22 protein-coding genes are annotated in these 16,275 nt (G+C 59.7%); 7 read left to right on the plus strand and 15 right to left on the minus strand.

The window, feature by feature from the left end; all coding sequences use genetic code 11:
- Entirely contained in the window at positions 1 to 1,140 is a 1,140-nt protein-coding gene (gene dapE, locus ACR0L1_RS18135) for a succinyl-diaminopimelate desuccinylase (RefSeq protein WP_480505194.1), read from the minus strand.
- A 207-nt stretch (positions 1,141 to 1,347) separates the two neighbouring features.
- Between dapE and ACR0L1_RS18140 the strand changes: the two genes are divergently transcribed.
- Complete coding sequence (locus ACR0L1_RS18140) at positions 1,348 to 2,406, plus strand: transporter substrate-binding domain-containing protein (RefSeq protein WP_480860195.1); 1,059 nt, start codon at positions 1,348 to 1,350, stop codon at positions 2,404 to 2,406.
- Here the strand turns inward: ACR0L1_RS18140 and ACR0L1_RS18145 are convergent.
- The gene (locus tag ACR0L1_RS18145; RefSeq protein WP_170775019.1) at positions 2,403 to 2,747 is read right to left on the minus strand and encodes a hypothetical protein; all 345 of its coding nucleotides are present in this window, start codon (positions 2,745 to 2,747) and stop codon (positions 2,403 to 2,405) included. The two genes, ACR0L1_RS18140 and ACR0L1_RS18145, sit on opposite strands and share 4 nt — an antisense overlap.
- A 95-nt stretch (positions 2,748 to 2,842) precedes the next feature.
- On the opposite strand from ACR0L1_RS18145, the gene ACR0L1_RS18150 reads away from it, so the two are divergent.
- Complete coding sequence (locus ACR0L1_RS18150) at positions 2,843 to 3,178, plus strand: cupin domain-containing protein (RefSeq protein ID WP_170791301.1); 336 nt, start codon at positions 2,843 to 2,845, stop codon at positions 3,176 to 3,178.
- 51 nt (positions 3,179 to 3,229) lie between these two features.
- Here ACR0L1_RS18150 and dapD read toward each other — a convergent pair whose 3' ends face one another.
- From dapD to ACR0L1_RS18165, 3 genes are all read right to left on the minus strand, one after another.
- Positions 3,230 to 4,057, minus strand: coding sequence for a 2,3,4,5-tetrahydropyridine-2,6-dicarboxylate N-succinyltransferase (dapD, locus tag ACR0L1_RS18155; RefSeq protein ID WP_170783112.1), 828 nt, complete (start codon positions 4,055 to 4,057; stop codon positions 3,230 to 3,232).
- 127 nt (positions 4,058 to 4,184) lie between these two features.
- Positions 4,185 to 4,784: a GntR family transcriptional regulator gene (locus ACR0L1_RS18160; RefSeq protein ID WP_480860240.1), complete on the minus strand. Its 600-nt coding sequence runs from the start codon at positions 4,782 to 4,784 to the stop codon at positions 4,185 to 4,187.
- A 44-nt stretch (positions 4,785 to 4,828) separates the two neighbouring features.
- Entirely contained in the window at positions 4,829 to 5,740 is a 912-nt protein-coding gene (locus tag ACR0L1_RS18165; protein WP_480860198.1) for a threonine/serine dehydratase, read from the minus strand.
- A gap of 79 nt (positions 5,741 to 5,819) precedes the next feature.
- Here ACR0L1_RS18165 and ACR0L1_RS18170 point away from each other — a divergent pair, with 79 nt between their 5' ends.
- Positions 5,820 to 6,662: an LOG family protein gene (locus tag ACR0L1_RS18170; RefSeq protein ID WP_480860199.1), complete on the plus strand. Its 843-nt coding sequence runs from the start codon at positions 5,820 to 5,822 to the stop codon at positions 6,660 to 6,662.
- 3 nt (positions 6,663 to 6,665) lie between these two features.
- A complete protein-coding gene (locus ACR0L1_RS18175; RefSeq protein ID WP_480860201.1) occupies positions 6,666 to 7,763 on the plus strand; it encodes a cystathionine gamma-lyase in 1,098 nt (365 codons plus the stop codon).
- Here the strand turns inward: ACR0L1_RS18175 and ACR0L1_RS18180 are convergent, their stop codons facing one another.
- Positions 7,764 to 8,147, minus strand: coding sequence for a hypothetical protein (locus ACR0L1_RS18180; RefSeq protein WP_170783117.1), 384 nt, complete (start codon positions 8,145 to 8,147; stop codon positions 7,764 to 7,766). It lies immediately after the preceding gene.
- Between the two features lie 154 nt (positions 8,148 to 8,301).
- Between ACR0L1_RS18180 and ACR0L1_RS18185 the strand changes: the two genes are divergently transcribed.
- Together ACR0L1_RS18185 and ACR0L1_RS18190 are read left to right on the plus strand one after the other, a co-directional pair.
- Complete coding sequence (locus ACR0L1_RS18185; protein WP_480860203.1) at positions 8,302 to 9,219, plus strand: DnaJ C-terminal domain-containing protein; 918 nt, start codon at positions 8,302 to 8,304, stop codon at positions 9,217 to 9,219.
- Positions 9,216 to 9,557 carry a hypothetical protein gene (locus ACR0L1_RS18190; RefSeq protein ID WP_170774914.1) on the plus strand — a complete coding sequence of 114 codons (342 nt, stop codon included), beginning with the start codon at positions 9,216 to 9,218 and terminating at the stop codon, positions 9,555 to 9,557. The genes ACR0L1_RS18185 and ACR0L1_RS18190 overlap by 4 nt, the downstream gene beginning before the upstream one ends.
- 6 nt (positions 9,558 to 9,563) lie before the next feature.
- On the opposite strand, the gene ACR0L1_RS18195 is transcribed toward ACR0L1_RS18190, so the two are convergent.
- From ACR0L1_RS18195 to ACR0L1_RS18215, 5 genes are all read right to left on the minus strand, one after another.
- Positions 9,564 to 10,127, minus strand: a complete 564-nt coding sequence (locus ACR0L1_RS18195) for a cytochrome P460 family protein (protein ID WP_331252768.1) — start codon at positions 10,125 to 10,127, stop codon at positions 9,564 to 9,566.
- 299 nt (positions 10,128 to 10,426) lie between these two features.
- A complete protein-coding gene (gene rlmN, locus ACR0L1_RS18200; RefSeq protein ID WP_480505180.1) occupies positions 10,427 to 11,614 on the minus strand; it encodes a dual-specificity RNA methyltransferase RlmN in 1,188 nt (395 codons plus the stop codon).
- 79 nt (positions 11,615 to 11,693) lie between these two features.
- Complete coding sequence (locus ACR0L1_RS18205) at positions 11,694 to 12,071, minus strand: lysozyme inhibitor LprI family protein (protein WP_480860206.1); 378 nt, start codon at positions 12,069 to 12,071, stop codon at positions 11,694 to 11,696.
- Positions 12,072 to 12,181: 110 nt separating this feature from the next.
- Positions 12,182 to 12,349, minus strand: coding sequence for a hypothetical protein (locus tag ACR0L1_RS18210; protein WP_170774922.1), 168 nt, complete (start codon positions 12,347 to 12,349; stop codon positions 12,182 to 12,184).
- Between the two features lie 171 nt (positions 12,350 to 12,520).
- On the minus strand, positions 12,521 to 13,054 hold the full coding sequence (locus ACR0L1_RS18215) for an invasion associated locus B family protein (RefSeq protein ID WP_170791321.1): 534 nt from the start codon (positions 13,052 to 13,054) through the stop codon (positions 12,521 to 12,523).
- A gap of 178 nt (positions 13,055 to 13,232) precedes the next feature.
- Between ACR0L1_RS18215 and ACR0L1_RS18220 the strand changes: the two genes are divergently transcribed.
- The gene (locus ACR0L1_RS18220; RefSeq protein ID WP_170791323.1) at positions 13,233 to 14,231 is read left to right on the plus strand and encodes an asparaginase; all 999 of its coding nucleotides are present in this window, start codon (positions 13,233 to 13,235) and stop codon (positions 14,229 to 14,231) included.
- Positions 14,232 to 14,234: 3 nt separating this feature from the next.
- Here the strand turns inward: ACR0L1_RS18220 and ACR0L1_RS18225 are convergent, their stop codons facing one another.
- From ACR0L1_RS18225 to serB, 4 genes are read right to left on the minus strand one after another with little or no spacing between them, the layout of a single operon-like run.
- The gene (locus ACR0L1_RS18225) at positions 14,235 to 14,555 is read right to left on the minus strand and encodes a YciI family protein (protein ID WP_170791324.1); all 321 of its coding nucleotides are present in this window, start codon (positions 14,553 to 14,555) and stop codon (positions 14,235 to 14,237) included.
- A 33-nt stretch (positions 14,556 to 14,588) separates the two neighbouring features.
- On the minus strand, positions 14,589 to 15,017 hold the full coding sequence (locus tag ACR0L1_RS18230; protein ID WP_170774929.1) for an SRPBCC family protein: 429 nt from the start codon (positions 15,015 to 15,017) through the stop codon (positions 14,589 to 14,591).
- Positions 15,005 to 15,334, minus strand: coding sequence for an ArsR/SmtB family transcription factor (locus ACR0L1_RS18235; protein WP_170774931.1), 330 nt, complete (start codon positions 15,332 to 15,334; stop codon positions 15,005 to 15,007). Before ACR0L1_RS18235 ends, ACR0L1_RS18230 begins: the two co-directional genes overlap by 13 nt.
- 46 nt (positions 15,335 to 15,380) lie before the next feature.
- Complete coding sequence (serB, locus tag ACR0L1_RS18240) at positions 15,381 to 16,259, minus strand: phosphoserine phosphatase SerB (protein ID WP_480860210.1); 879 nt, start codon at positions 16,257 to 16,259, stop codon at positions 15,381 to 15,383.
- Positions 16,260 to 16,275 lie beyond the last annotated feature (16 nt).

Genomic DNA, 16,275 nt, shown 5'->3' on the forward strand with positions numbered 1-16,275 from the left:
TCAGGCGAAATAGTCCCGCAGGATGCGCGTATAAATCGCCTTGAGCTGTTCGATCTGGGCTACCTCGACGCATTCGTCCACCTGATGCATCGTGCGGCCCACAAGGCCGAATTCCACCACCGGGCAGTGGTTCTTCACAAATCGCGCGTCCGAGGTACCGCCCGTGGTCGACATCTCGGGCACCACACCGGTTTCCGCCTCAACCGCCTTGGCGACCAGTGCGGACAGGGGCCCCGGCGGGGTCAAAAAGCTCTCGCCCGAGATCTTGATGCGCAGGTCGATCTCAACCCCGAACTCATCGGCCACGGCAGCGGCCTCGGCCCGCAACCAATCGCTGAGGCTGGCCCCGGAATGCAGATCATTGAACCGGATATTCACAGCCCCTGTAGATTGCGCGGGGATCACGTTTGTTGCCGAGTTGCCCGTGTCGATCGTCACCACGGCCAGTGTTGAGGCGTCGAAATGGTCCGTACCCTGATCCAACTCGTGGCTGGCCAACCGGTCCATCAGCCGCGCCATTGCGGGCATCGGGTTCTTGGCGCGGTGCGGATAGGCCGCGTGGCCCTGAACCCCGGTCACGGTGAACCAGATATTCATCGAGCCACGCCGCCCGATCTTCATCATCTCGCCCATTGTGTTCGGGCAAGTCGGCTCACCAACCAGACAAACCGACATCTTTTCCCCGGCGCTGTTCATATAGTCCAGCAGGGCGGTCGTGCCGTCCAGCGCGTCGCCCTCTTCATCGCCTGTAATGGTCAGGATCACGGCCCCATCCGGGGGTGTGTCGCGCACGAAATCAACCGCGGCAGCAGCGAAGGCCGCCACGCCGGACTTCATATCCGTGGTGCCACGCCCATACATCACACCGTCTTTCACCTGCGCCCCGAAGGGCGGCGTGGTCCATGCGGCCTCATCGCCGACGGGAACAACATCGGTATGGCCGTTAAAACCAAAACTACGCGGATGCGCCTTGTCGCCCCAACGGGCGAATAGGTTGCTGACCCCACCGCGATCTACGCGGGTACAGTCAAAGCCTGCGCCGGACAGCAGATTTTCCAGCAGAACCAGCGCTCCGCCCTCCTCGGGTGTGACCGATGGGCAACGGATCAGCTCCGCCGTCAACTCTACCGGGTCTGTCATCTTTGCCCCTTTCCCATTCCTCACACGCAGGTTCGCGCACAGATTCAACGAATTGGCCCAATTGCCAACCCCTGAGTCGGCCACTTCACCTCGTTTTTTGACAGAACTCTCGGGGTGATACCCCAACAAAACATCAGGTGTGACCCAGCGACCACCTTGTCCCACCCGATAAATTCGCGTTACAGGGCCGCGAAACAGGTAATTTTGATGACTCGCATTCTTGTCACATGGATCTGCCTGACTTTCGCGGTTCTCGCACAGCAAAGCCAGGCGCAGACATTGTCGGTCACCACCGTGACCCGTCCTCCGTTCTCATATGTCGAGGATGGGGCGGATGTGGGATTCTCGATGGACCTGCTGGCTGCTTTGGCCGAGGCCCTGAGCTGGGACTACGAGATCGACCGCGTAAACGGCTTCGGCGACATGCTGGTTGCGGTGCAAGACGGCACGTCTGATCTGGCCATCGCCAATATCTCGATCACCGCCGCGCGTGAAACGCAGATGGATTTCAGCCAACCGATTTTCGAGGCCGGTTTGCAGATCATGGTTCCCTCGGACGCGGTGCGACGCCCGTCTCTGCTGCAAGCCTTGCTGTCGGTTGAGCTGTTTATGGCCATCGGGCTGGCCTTTGCCATCCTGCTGGGCGGAGGGATGCTGATGTGGGTGTTCGAGCGCCGCTCGCAGCCCTATTTCGACCGCAAGCTAGATGAGGCATGGTTTCCGTCCTTCTGGTGGGCGCTTAATCTAGTCGTGAATGGCGGGTTCGAGGAACGGATGCCGCGCACCCCCTTTGGCCGCCTGCTGGGCGTGGTGCTGGTGGTGTCGTCCCTGTTCATCGTGTCAGTCTTCACCGCGCGCATCACCTCGGTCATGACGGTGGATGCGATCAGCGGCAACGTGAATTCGGTCAATGACCTTTATGGCAAGCAGGTCGGCACGATCTCGGGCTCGACCGCTGCCAGTTTCCTGAACCGGCGCGAGATCGAGTTTGCAGGCTATGACAGTCTTGATCCCTTACTGGCCGCGTTCGAAGCCGAGGATTTGGACGCCGTCGTGTTCGATGCCCCGATCCTGTCCTACTATGCCACGCATCAGGGTCGCAGGTTCGCTTCGATGACCGGCGGTATTTTCCTGCGCGAAAACTACGGGATCGTTTTCCCGACCGGCTCGCCCTTGGTGGAAGACGTCAATCAGGCACTGCTGGCCCTGCGCGAAGACGGCACCTATGACGAGATTTACCGAAAGTGGTTCGGCGCGCGGAACTAGACCGCGTCTTCATCCCCGAAAAACGGCGTCATCTGAGCAACAATGACCGCGTTCTCGTCCAGCGCACGTTGCATCAGGGCGCGCTCATCCGGGTCGATGTCATGGCCCTGCGCTTCGCGCTCGGCCAATGTGCCATAGCCAGTCACGTCCAAAGGCGCGGTGTCGGCTTGTTTCAGGATCGCTACGGTTTCGCGCACCGCCTCGGCCTCATCCACACCGCTGGCAAAGCACATCAACGCCGCCCCGGTCGCGCCTTCGGGCAGGCCGTCGCCTTCTTTGCGGCCGATCTGCACAAGCAGAGTGTAAACTTGCTGACGGGAGGGTTTCTTTTGCTTTTCCATGTTGGGGGCCATAGCTGCGCGCCCCTGTCCGGTCAAGCGATTGCATGAGGGCGGGCATCTGGCCATAGTGACGCCATCAGCCAAGAGGGGGCCATATGACCTATCCAGATTTCATTACCAATTTTCCCAGCCTCGACGTCCCGTTCCCCGAGGACGTGGTACAATCCGCCGTGATCCGCTCGGACGCAGGTTTGGTGGCATTTTTTACCTTTTTGCAAGACTTCGAACTGCCCATGCATTCGCACAAGGCGCAATGGGGCACGGTCATTGAAGGCGAGATCGAATTGACCATCGGGGATGAGACACGCATCTACCGACCCGGCGACAGTTACTCGATCCCTTCAGGTGTGGAACATGGCGGTAAGATTAAGGCCGGGTCGCGGGTGATCGACGTGTTCGAGGAAGCCGACCGCTATCCGGTCAAGGGCTAACAACAAAGGCCGCAGCGCGGGGCTGCGGCCTGTATTCGACTGGCGCGGGGTTTAGTCGCGCAGCAGTTCATTGATCCCGGTTTTCGAGCGGGTCTTTTCGTCCACCCGCTTCACGATCACAGCGCAATAGAGGCTGATGTTGTTCTTGGTCGGCATGGAGCCAGCAACGACCACCGAATAGGGCGGCACTTCGCCGTAGGTGACCTCACCAGTTTCGCGGTCGACGATCTTGGTTGATTTGCCGATGAACACGCCCATGCCCAGAACCGAGCCTTCGCGGACGATGCAGCCCTCGACCACTTCCGACCGGGCTCCGATAAAGCAGTTGTCTTCGATGATGGTCGGGCCGGCCTGCATCGGCTCCAACACGCCACCAATGCCGACGCCGCCCGACAGGTGGACGTTCTTGCCGATCTGCGCGCAGGACCCGACGGTGGCCCACGTGTCGACCATCGTGCCTTCGTCAACGTAGGCGCCGAGGTTCACGAAAGACGGCATCAGAACCGCGCCGGGCGCGATGTAGGCCGATTTGCGGACCACACAGTTGGGCACGGCGCGGAAGCCTGCGGCTTTCCACTGGTTCTCACCCCAACCGGCGAACTTGCTGTCCACCTTGTCCCACCAGCCACCGGCCTGTGGGCCACCGGTCTGGATTTCCATGTCCTTGATGCGGAAGCCCAGCAAGACCGCTTTCTTGGCCCACTGGTTCACGTGCCAGTCGCCACTGTCCAGCTTTTCAGCAACACGCAGCGTGCCGCTGTCCAGCGCGTTCAGCGTGTCTTCGATGGCCTCGCGTGTTTCGCCGGTGGTGGCGGGGGTGATGGTATCGCGTGCCTCCCATGCGGCTTCGATGGCGGCTTCCAGTTGCGCGTTGGACATTTCGGGGCTCCCTGACGAATCTGTTAACGTTGGTGTTGCCTATACGCAGCCGAAAACAATGACGCAATGCGACGAAGGCGGGTGCGTTTACGTCAGGACATCGACACTGCGGTGTTTTGCGGGCCGTCTAGCTTGCCCGCCTGATATGACGCACCAAAATTGAAACTGCCCCTGCCGTGTCTTTCTTCTGGATCGCCTGCATCAGCGCGGCGTGGTCGCTGTCGACCCGCTGCTCCCATTTCGGCCGCCAATGCGCGAACAGATAGCGCGCGCTGGCGATGTGCAGATCGTCGATTGTACGCAGCAAACGCGGCAACCCGCAGGGCGTCAGAATGGCACGATGAAAGGCGCGGTTCCTGGCTTCCCATTCCGGCATGGTTTCAGCCGCATCACAGGCAAGTCGCGCCTCTTCTGCACGTATCAGGGCATTAGGTGTCAGGTTCTGTACCGCGTATTGCAGCGCCAGAGGCTCCAGCGCGACGCGCATCTCGATCACTTCGCGCATCTCAACCGGGTCCAGCGCTGTTACGCGCATTCCACGACGGGGTTCGCTTTTGGCCAGCCCATGGGCCTGCAACCGCAGCAAGGCCTCGCGCACCGGCACATGACTGGTGTCAAAGGCCCGTGCAATATGATCCTGACGCAGCTTTTCCCCAGCGGTCAGTGCGCCAGTTATGATCTGCTGGCTTAGGCTGTCGTAAATGGTGTCGGCAATGGTCGCGCTCATGAAAAATAGATAAAATCCGACCCCAAAGATCACAAGCCGCATTCTCAGCCCATCAGCGGGTCGGGTGAAATATTGCCCCCGCACACCAGCACGGCCACTTTTTCCCCCGGCGCGGGCTTATACGCGCCAGAGGTCAACGCCGCCAAAGCTGCAGCACCTGCCGGTTCGACCAGAATCCGATGCGCTTGCCAAAGCCGCTTTTGCGCATCGGCAATGGCCGCATCGCTGACCAGGACCGAGGTCATGCCCTGTGCCAGACCAAAACAAATCGACCCGATCCGCCGCGCGCCCAGCGCATTGGCAGCAATGCCCGAGACTGAGACATCGACCGGCTCCCCGGCCTGCAGCGCGGCATTCAAAGCGCATGAGGTCTCGGGCTCGACCGCCACGACCTTGCGCGCATCCTGCAACCACGCCAGCGCCCCAGCGATCAACCCGCCGCCACCAACGGCGACCAAAACTGTGTCGGCTTGTAGGCCTTGCGCCTCCCATTCGGCGAAACACGTGCCTTGCCCGGCGACGGTGCCCGGCGAGTCATAGGCGTGGATCTGCATCGCGCCGGTCTGCGCCTCATGATCTTGCGCCGCCGTAAGCGCGTTCGCATATTCGCCGGACACAACACTCAGGTCCGCTCCCGTTTGTTCGATCAATGCGATTTTGGACGGACCCGCCAGTTCAGGTACGAAAATCTTGGCCGGATAGCCCAGCGTCTGCGCCGCATAGGCCGCCGCTGCCCCGTGATTGCCACCCGATGCGGCCACGACACCGGCCGCGGGAACATCCATGCTGAGCAACGTATTAAATGCCCCGCGCGCTTTGAAGCTGCCAGTGTGCTGCATGTGCTCCAGCTTCAACTCAATCGGGTAGCCCGGAACGCGGCTCTCCATCACGGGTGTAACCTGTGCGTACCCAGCGATCCGGTCTGCGGCTGCTGAAATTTCGTTCTTCCAATTCATTCTTGTACTTCCGTGACTGGCGCTCTGACCGCGAACCCTATAGCTGTTTTGCAAACACGCAAGCAGGGAAACCTCACATATGAGAGAAGACCGCCACAGCCCGTTTCGCGACGCGCAGACCGACCGCTCGACCGCGAGCGAGGTGCCGGACACGCCGCAGACACGCTCGCCCGCCTATCGTCTTGCCTTTGCCGATGACGAGTTTCTGTGCCGCGATGAGCTGCGCCCGGTACGCCTGCAACTGGAACTTCTCAAGCCCGAGATGATCATGTCCGAACGCGAGATCACCTCGACCATCGTCATGTTCGGCGGCGCGCGCATCCCGGAACCGTCGCAAAAACACACTGCGCGCACGAAAACTCTGGCTGGCTTGTCTGAGTATTATGACGAGGCGCGCGAATTCGCCCGGCTGATGACCGAGAAGTCGAACCAGACAGGCTGCCGCGAGAACGTGATCGTCACCGGCGGCGGCCCCGGCGTGATGGAGGCTGGCAATCGCGGCGCGCAGGACGCGGGCGGCTGTTCCATCGGGCTGAATATCGTGCTGCCGCATGAACAGGCGCCGAACCTCTACGTGACGCCGGAACTCAGCTTCAACTTCCACTATTTCGCCATCCGCAAGATGCATTTCCTGATGCGCGCCCGGGCCATCACCATCTTCCCCGGCGGCTTTGGCACCATGGATGAGCTGTTTGAATCCCTGACTTTGATCCAGACCGGCCGGATGGACCGCGTGCCCTTCCTGCTGTTTGGCCGAGAGTTCTGGGAAAAGGTCATCAACTGGGAGGCACTGGCGGATGCGGGCACCATCTCGGAAGAAGATCTGGACCTGTTCCGTTTTGTCGACACCGCGCAAGAGGCTGTCGACATCATCGAGAACTGGGAACCCGCCCCGCCCCGCGACGACATTCCGGGGCGCTGAGAGATGGCCCCCAAACCCGGAGAGATGCTGCACCTGCGCGGCAATGCCCTGAATGCAGGCGACCCTGTGGCGCTGCCGCTGACCCAAAGCAGCATGTACCACCTGCCCGGCGCGCCGGACGGTTTGGCAACCTATGGCCGCGTCGACAACCCCACATGGGTGCATCTGGAACATGTTCTGGCCCATCTGGAGGACGCGCCTTGCCTCGTGTTCCCCTCGGGAATGGGGGCGATTTCCGCCGCTTTGTTTGCCACCATCAAGGCCGGGTCGCGTATCCTGATCCCGTCCGACGGCTACTACGTCACCCGCGTGCTGGCGGATCGATTTCTATCAGGTCTGGGCGTGTCGGTCACCGAACGCCCCACGACCGCGTTTACCGAGGGCGGGTTTGACGGGTTCGACGTGGTCTTTGTCGAAAGCCCCTCGAACCCCGGTCTGGACATGATGGACTTGCCCGCAATTGCACAAGCAGTACGCGCAGCCGGAGGGATCACGATTGCTGACAACACCACCATGACCCCGCTGGGCCAGCGCCCGCTGGATCTGGGCGTGGATGTGGTTGTAGCCTCGGACACCAAGGCCATGGGCGGGCATTCCGACCTGCTGATGGGCCATGTCTCCAGCCGCAATCCGCAGATCATGGAGCGGGTCGAGGAATGGCGTAAAGTCTCTGGCGCGATCCCCGGCCCGCATGAGGCATGGCTGCTGCATCGCGGGCTAGAGACGCTGGATGTGCGGTTCGACCGGATGTGCGCCTCGGCGCAGGTACTGGCCGAGCGGCTAGCGGATCACCCTGCGGTGAAAGCTATCCGCTATCCCGGTCTGCCCTCTGACCCCGCGCACGCGCTGGCCAAAGCGCAGACAACGCGGTTCGGGTTTCTGTTGTCGATCACGCTGGACAGTGAAGACAAAGCCGAAGCCTTCATCAACGCCTGCCCGATGCTTCGTCCTGCCACATCCTTCGGAGGCGTCCACAGTTCAGCCGAACGCCGCGCGCGCTGGGGCGACGATGTGGACCCGGCCTTCATCCGTCTTTCGGTCGGGTGTGAGCCGGTCGAGGAGTTGTGGCAGGCGATAAACGCCAGCCTTAACGCGCTGTGATTACTTCTTGGGCTCGCGCAGTTCAGTGAACACGTAGATCGGCAGCACGATGCTGGCGATCAACGCCCCCAGCCAGACCAGCAAGGTTGCGGCCAGCAGGTTCGAAATACCGCCCACAGTCAGACCATTTGTGATCAGATCGGTCAGCAGCAACCCGACAAAGGTCACGATCAACGCGATACCGCCCTTGATTGCAGGCGCGCGCTTTGCGCCCAGTTTCAGGATCAGTGGCTCGGCGACCCATTGAATAAGCGTGAAAACGATCACCACCACGATGAACGAGATCGGCCGGATCGCAAATTCAGGCAGCAAGATCGCCGCCAGTAGCAACCCGATGGCATTCCCAGCCAGCAGGGCCAGAACGGACTTGAGTCTGCGCGTCATTAAAGTCTCCGTCAGCAATCAATTCAAAACATGCAGATATTAGCAGGATTAAGCGATTTAGCGAGGTATTTCAAAAGCCTCTTTCTTTTGGGTCTTTGAAATCGCATGATAAAACCCAAGTATCAAGGTCAGACCCCCACCGACGAGAGGTGAGATGAGCGACGATCCCTATACCGTTTTAGGTGTTGCCAAAGATGCCAGCGACGCCGAGATCAAGAAAGCCTATCGGCGTATCGCCAAGGACTGTCACCCCGATCTGAAACCCGGCGACGCCGAGGCCGAGGCAAAATTCAAAGCCGCAGCCGCCGCTTATGATCTGCTGAAAGACCCCGAGAAACGGGCGCAATACGATCGGGGTGAGATTGACGCCTCGGGCCAGGAGCGTCCGCAACAACAATACTATCGTGACTATGCCGAGGCTGCCGGAAACCCCTATCGCGGGCGCGCGGCAGACCCGGACGATATGTCGGACATCTTCGCCGAATTCATGCGCGGGCGCGCCAACTATGGTCAACGCAGTCAGGGGTTCCATGCGCCGGGGCATAACCGCAGCTACAGCCTGCAGATCAGCTTTCTGGACGCTGTGTTTGGCGCCAGCCAGAAACTGACATTGCCTGACGGCGACCGGATCGAAGTTAAGATCCCGGCAGGCATTACAGACGGCCAAACCATCCGACTTCGCGGCAAGGGGGATCCCGGGTTTGGCGACGGGCCTGCAGGTGATGCTCTGGTCACCGTGACAGTCGCACCTCATCCGGTGTTTGAACGTCAGGGTGATGACATCCACATTACCCTGCCCATCACCATTGACGAGGCTGTTCTGGGCGGCAAAGTCCCCGCGCCAACTATTGACGGCGGCGTCAACGTCAGCGTGCCGCCCGGCACCAGCAGCGGCAAAACCTTGCGGTTGCGGGGCAAAGGGGTCAAAAAACGCGGCTCTTCCGACCGGGGCGACCAACTGATCGAATTGACCGTCGCCATGCCGGACCAGATCGACGATGACCTAAAGGCTTTCATGGAAACGTGGCGTGACACACACCGCTATGATCCTCGCAAAGGAATGCCGTCATGACCCGCACCCTGACCGAATCCGAAGTGATCGCAACCGTGACTCGCCTAACCTCAGCCCGGTTGACCGAGTATCTGGCCGCCGAAATCGTGATCCCTGAAAGCACCGAACAAGGGCTGGTCTATCATAGCCTTGACGTGGCCCGACTAGAGCTGGCCTGCGAGTTACACGACCAGTACGAGATGGAAGCAGATGCACTGTCGATGATGATCTCGCTGATCGACCAGATGCACGGGTTGCGCGCCGAACTGCGCGAGGTGCTGAACGCCGTCGAATCGCAGCCCGAACCCGTCAGGCAAAGCCTGATCGACGTGATCGGCACCGCCCGGTTCGGGCGATAGGAAAGCTCAGTTCTGCACCAGATATTCTTCTGGCACGTAGAATGTATAGTCCCTATCCGCCACGGCCTCGTGACAATCGTGGCAATAAGACACGGCGCTGGCGCGGTCGCCCATCGTGTCGCCAAAGACCGACCCGTCCGGCATCACCATGATATAGCGCCAATCTGCCGTATCCGGGCTGGCGCCTTCGGCCAGTTTCTCCATCACGAACAAGGCGCCGGGATGGGTGTTGCCCTCATCCGTGACAGTCATGCTGTCCTTGGCCAAAACCGACCCCAACGGCAGCTTTTCACCCGGTTGCAGCGTGCCGTAATTGTGCGCCATCCGGTTGGCATAGCTGTTTACGAACCGCCTGCCATGGGTTTCCGAGATATAGGGCGCATCGTTGAACAAAGGCCAGCTCTGATAATTTCGCAGCTCATCCATCTGCGCGGCGGCGTATCCCCGCGCCATCCGGCGCTGTAATGAGGCATAGATACTCAGCGCCTCTTCCTTGGTTAGATCCGCCGGGTTTTCGATCGCAAGATGCGCGTTTTCACCATTCGACTGGGCCGCGACTCCGGTCGCCACCAAGCCTGCCAATCCTAACCCCAATAGAATTTTGCGGTTTTGTCGTATCAATTGCACAAACATTCATATGGCCTATCTGTTCAATTCGGTTCACAGAAACGCCGCACGTCTTGTGAGTGGCTATTAGATAGCGGCCATGGGTCTTCTCGCCATCACGGGGCACTCGACTCTCACCCCATTGTGCATGGATGTGAGCGCAGCACCCAAGTTTTGACCTGGCAAACATACCAAAAAACGCATGCAATAGACAGACGCAGACGCACTAAATCTTTTTACGGGGCGATCAAATTTTATGCTTACTATCCGTCGAGGCCCGCTTCGGCTGCAATTTGCTTGCGCGACTTGCGCGCACGCTCGGTTGCGGATTTCAACTGACCACAGGCTGCCATGATGTCCTCGCCCCGCGTTTTGCGGATGGGGGAGGCATAACCCGCCTGATAGATGATATTCGCAAACGCCCGGATCCGGTTGTTCGAGCTGCGCTTATAAGGCGCGCCTGGCCATTCGTTGAACGGGATCAGGTTGATCTTGGCCGGGATGTTGTGGCGCTTGATATGGTCAATCAACCTATGCGCGTCGGCGTCGCTGTCATTGACTCCATCCAGCATCACGTATTCGAACGTGATCCGCTCCGAATTAGACGCCTTGGGATAGCTGGCCAGTGCGTGTAGCAGCTCTTCGATATTCCAGCGCTTGTTGATCGGCACCAGCACGTCGCGGGTCTCATCCGTAGTGGCGTGGAACGAGATCGCCAGCAGGCAGCCGATTTCTTCCGCCGTTCGGGCAATCTCGGGCACCACACCGCTGGTCGAAAGCGTAATCCGACGGCGGGACAGGGAAATTCCCTCTGGGTCCATGGCGATCTTCATCGCGTCGCGCACGTTGTCGAAATTGTAAAGCGGCTCGCCCATGCCCATCAATACGATGTTCGACAGCAGGCGCGTTTCGTCTTTGGGCGCACCGGGAGTGGGCCATTCGCCCAGATCATCGCGAGCCATCATCACCTGACCCACGATCTCGGCCGCGGTCAGATTGCGCACCAGTTTCTGTGTGCCTGTATGGCAGAAAGAACAGGTCAGCGTGCAGCCCACTTGCGAGGAAATACACAGCGTGCCGCGATCGTCCTCGGGGATATAGACTACCTCAACCTCGTGCCCGCCGGCGATGCGGCACAGGTATTTTCGGGTGCCATCCTCGGACACCTGCCGTGTTACGACCTCGGGAATTTCGATCAAAAAGCTCTCGGCCAGTTGGGCCCGATAGGCTTTGGCGAGGTTTGTCATCTGCGCAAAATCGCGAACACCCCATTGATAGATCCACTGCCAGATCTGCCCGGTGCGCATCTTGGCCTGTTTCTCGGGCGTGCCATGTGCGACCAGCGTCGTGCGCAATTGGTCGCGAGTAAGACCGACAAGGTTAACCTTCCCCTCGGGCAGCTTGCGGGGGATGGTCATGACGTCTTGAGTGATCGGCGCTTTGGGCGACATGGGGCTATCTCAACGGATTCTGGCTTGGGATGCGCCTCTATATAGGACCTAGCGCAAAGATCAAAAGAAATCGTCGCGTTTAATTCGCGTAGCGCAGCAATTCGTCCACACGTGCCCGGCCCAACTCTACCCGACAGGCGGTAATGCCAATGCCGGTACCTGACCCACCACCGAACGACGCGCCAACAGCCTCGCATTGGGCATCGCGGTAAGCCAGCCACGCGGTCTGCGCGCTGTCCAACGCGGGCACTGCCACAACACGTCCGGTAACATCATCCAGTTCTTTGGCCGATTGCATGGCAATGTTGTAGCTTGTATCTATCGCCTGATTGACGCGGTCCTCCATCGCGCCCACGCATGCGCCAATCTCTATCTGAGAACCAGCATCCAGACATTCTAGAGTTGGATCAGCACTGGCAGCGGAAGACAGAAACAAAATCAAAAATGCAAAGCGCATCGGGCAGCCCCCTATTGGTTGCCCAATACTAGCACAGGCCCGGTTTTACCCCAAAGCGTCGAAGCCCCAGACACGACGACATGGCCGTGCCACGATGGGACCCGCATGCGTCAAATGCCCGGTGGCACGATATTGCAATCCGTTGCGTCCAGCGTTTGAACCGGATCATCCGGCCCGCATTGCTCGCCCGTGACCGGATATGTGTCGGCCTCTTTCTCGCAAGCACTCAGGATAAGGGCGACCATCATCAAGAGAGCGGTGAGTGATTTCGTTTGCATGTCGGGCTCCTTCCCTAGTTCAGAGCTTTATACATGCAGATATTTGCATTCATTTCTTTGACTGGAATCAAATTTCGAATACGAATGCCGCCTCCAGAACGCTGCACAATGCCCTGCCACAACGCAAAACCCCGCCAGACTGGCGGGGCAGCGATCAGGCAAATGCCCAGTCTAGTTGGTGCAGCGCGTCTCGGCGTCTTCAATCGCAGCGGTGAACCCCAGCAGCGAGAACGTGTCCTTGGTCTGCGTCCCACGTTCCGAGCGCGCCGTCAGGACGGCCTCGGTCCCGCGCTTCATGGCTGCGACCACCTTCAGGTCTTCACCTTCGGTTGCGGGCCACGCCCATTCACCTTCGGTGATCAGCTCGAACTTGGTGCCGTCGATATCAAGATTGACAGTCGATCCCGGTGCAAATGGATAGCCGCCCGTGAACGTCACCTGCCCTTTGACCTCGGCGTTGGGGCGGTAGAACACGAACAGCAGAATGTCGCTGCGCCGTACCGACACGACCCGCCCACCGCGGGTGTTCACGGTTTCCTTGGGGGCGGAAACGCTCCAGCATTCAGTCGGGTCATCCTCGACGAAGACGCTCCAGTCCGTTTTGGCTGCCACCCTGTTCGTGCTCGTCGCCTGTTGTGCAGTTGCCGTTGTTGCCATTCCTGCTATGCACAGGCCCGCGATCACGCGGACAAGCTTTGATCCCATCGTCCAGCCTCCTAGCTCGACCCATTACCTCATACCCACCGGAAATGCGTGCGGACCCTGCCTGATCCGTCTGTACGTTGCGTCTTCCGATGATTGCCGACATACACACTGTAACGCAGGTTTCGCCACAGGCGAAAGAGCGATTGGCAGAATTTTGCGCATGTTAAGGAATGTCCTAATGACACAAGCCGTACCAATGACAGAACTGTGGCGCGGACCGCTGTTGGAAAGCCTACATCTTGGGCATGCAGTGATCTGCGACGATACCGGCCAGATCGTTAAAAGTTGGGGGAATCCGAACGCTGTGATCTATCCGCGATCCTCGGCCAAGATGATTCAGGGGCTGCCTCTGATCACTTCGGGTGCAGCGGCGAAATACGGGCTGACCTCGGAACATCTTGCACTGGCCTGTGCCTCGCACAGTGGAGCGCATATTCATACTGATCGCGTCTCAGCCTGGTTGGACCACCTGGGTCTGGCGGAACCCGATCTTCGCTGTGGCCCGCAAGAGCCACAGGACATGGCTGCGCGCGACGGGTTAATATTAGCCGATGACACGCCATGTCAGATTCACAATAACTGTTCGGGCAAGCATTGCGGGTTTCTGACCGTTGCTCAGCATATGGGCGCCGGACCGGAATATCTGGAAATCGACCACCCCGTACAACAGGCCTGCCTGTCCGCGCTTGAGGAAACAACGGGCGAGACCAGCCCCGCCTACGGCATCGACGGCTGCTCGGCCCCGAACTTTGCGACCTCGCTGGTCGGGTTGGCGCGTTCGATGGCGTGGTTTGCCAGCGCCGCGGATCGGTCGGACCGGGCCAGCGACGCGGCGCAACAGCTGACGGCCGCAATGATGAAACACCCCGAGCTGGTCGCCGGTGAAACCCGCGCCTGCACCGAACTGATGCGCGCCATGGGTGGTCGCGTTGCCATCAAAACCGGTGCCGAGGCTGTGTTCATCGCAATCCTACCCGAAAAACGCATGGGCGTGGCATTGAAGATCACCGACGGCACCACCCGCGCCAGCGAATGCGCCATTGCCGCGGTTCTGGTCAGCTTGGGCGTGCTGGAGGCCGACCACCCGGCCACCCGCAAATTTCTGAACGCCACGCAATACAGCCGTCGAGGGCTGGAATGCGGCGTGATCAAACCCGCGCCGGGGTTCCCCAGCTAAAGGCTACATCTCAATCTCGTGAATCTCGGCCACTTCGACCGAGCCGGACCCGTTGACAACCATCGGGCAACCTTTGGCCATGTCGGTCGCAGCATCCATGCTTTCGGCTTTGACAACTGTAAAGCCCGAGGCCGGATTGGCGCCGCCATTGTCAACAACACCGCTGCTGCTGACGGTGTAAGACTGGCCAACCGGGTTTCCGGGGATGTCCAGTGCCTCGCCCATTCCGCCAAACCAAGCGCCCCAGGCGGCCATGGTCGCTTCGATTTCAGCGGGGTCGGTCGGGGTATGACCACCGTGATAGACAAATAGAAACTGTGGCATTTATTTTCTCCCTTATGCCTTCGTGATGAAAAACTAGGCCAGCTGTGCGGCCAGCTTGTTCAGCGTCGACGTCCAGCCTTTGGTGTGGTTCGCTGCGATTTCGTCATCGCCCAACTCGCGGTGGTCGATGATCAACTTTGCACCCTCTTCTGCTGCCTCGACCACCAACATCACATGGCTTTCGGCTCCGCGCTGGTCCTGATCGTCATGCCAGCCCCATGTGAACCCAACCGATTTGGGCGGATCGACATGCGTCACATGACCCGAAACCTTAAACCGCTGCCCTTCGCCATTTTGCATCACCGAATACCACGGACCCGTGCGAGAGAAATCCAGGTTGTGCTCGGGCACATGCATCCCTTCGGGTCCCCACCACTGCAGAAGCTTGTCGGGGGTGCTGATCCACGCATACAGATCGTCCGGTGCAAGCGGGTAAGCGCGCTCCAGTTTCAAATCGGCCATGAGGTCTCCTTTTCGATTGCATCACCCAGACGGTTCAGGCTGCTTTCCCAGAATTGACGTTTCGAGATGGTCCACTCCGCAATCGCGCGCAGCCCCTCGGGGCGGATCGAATACATCCGCTGGCTGCCCTGCACGCGCTGATTTATCAGCCCCGCCTCGCGCAGCAGTTTCAAATGGCGCGAGATCGCGGCGCCGGACATGCCGCGTCCTTCGATCAGGTCTCCGGCAGGTAATTCTCCATCCTGCATAAGCTGCTCGACGATGGAAAATCGCGTTGCGTCGGACAACGCGGAAAATGTGGTCAGAAGGGTGTTCATGACCATTGTTTAACATTTTTGTTAAATAAAAGAAAGCCGCGCCGTGCTAACGGGCCGCAAACTCAGATCGTGCATAGCCCTGCAGGAACAGCAAAGCCGAAAGATCTCCGTGGTTTACCCGCACCTCACACTGTTCCGCGACCGAGGGCTTGGCGTGCAGCGCCACCCCGGTTCCAGCCCGGCCCAGCATACCCAGATCATTCGCGCCATCGCCCACTGCGATCACATCCGATTCGGACAGACCCAACCGCGCAGTGATCTGTTCCAAAGCATCCACCTTGGCCTGACGACCCAGAATGGGACGCCCGACATCACCGGTCAGCTTACCGCCCTCGGCCAGCAGCGTGTTGGCGCGGTTCTCATCAAAGCCCAGTTGGGCCCCGACATTGGACGTAAACGCCGTGAACCCGCCCGAGACCAATGCGGCATAACCACCATTCGCGCGCATCGTGCCAACCAGTTCCTTGCCGCCGGGCATCAGGGTAATACGCTCGGCTAACACCTTGTCGATCACGGCCTCGTCCAAACCTTTCAGCAACCCGACACGCTCGTTCAGGGCGCCCTCGAAATCCAGCTCGCCGTTCATGGCCCGCGCGGTGATATCCTTGACGCGCTCGCCAACGCCCGCCTCATCGGCCAGTTCGTCGATGCATTCCTGCTGAATCATGGTGCTGTCCATATCGGCCAGCAGCATCTTCTTGCGCCGTCCTTCGGCGGGTTGGACCACCAGATCGACACCCATGTTCTGCAAATCGGCCCACACGTCCCACTGATTGTCCGGCAGGCCCGCCAGAGAAAACTCTGCGGCCTCATCCGGGCTCAACCACTGCACATCGCCGCCGCCCCAGGCGTTACGCAGGGAGTCGACCAGAGTCTGTTCCAGCGCATTTTTGTCAGGGTTAGTCAAAAGGGTGGCAACGTACATCTTCAATCTCCGGCAA

This window comes from Ruegeria sp. J8 (assembly GCF_056531925.1).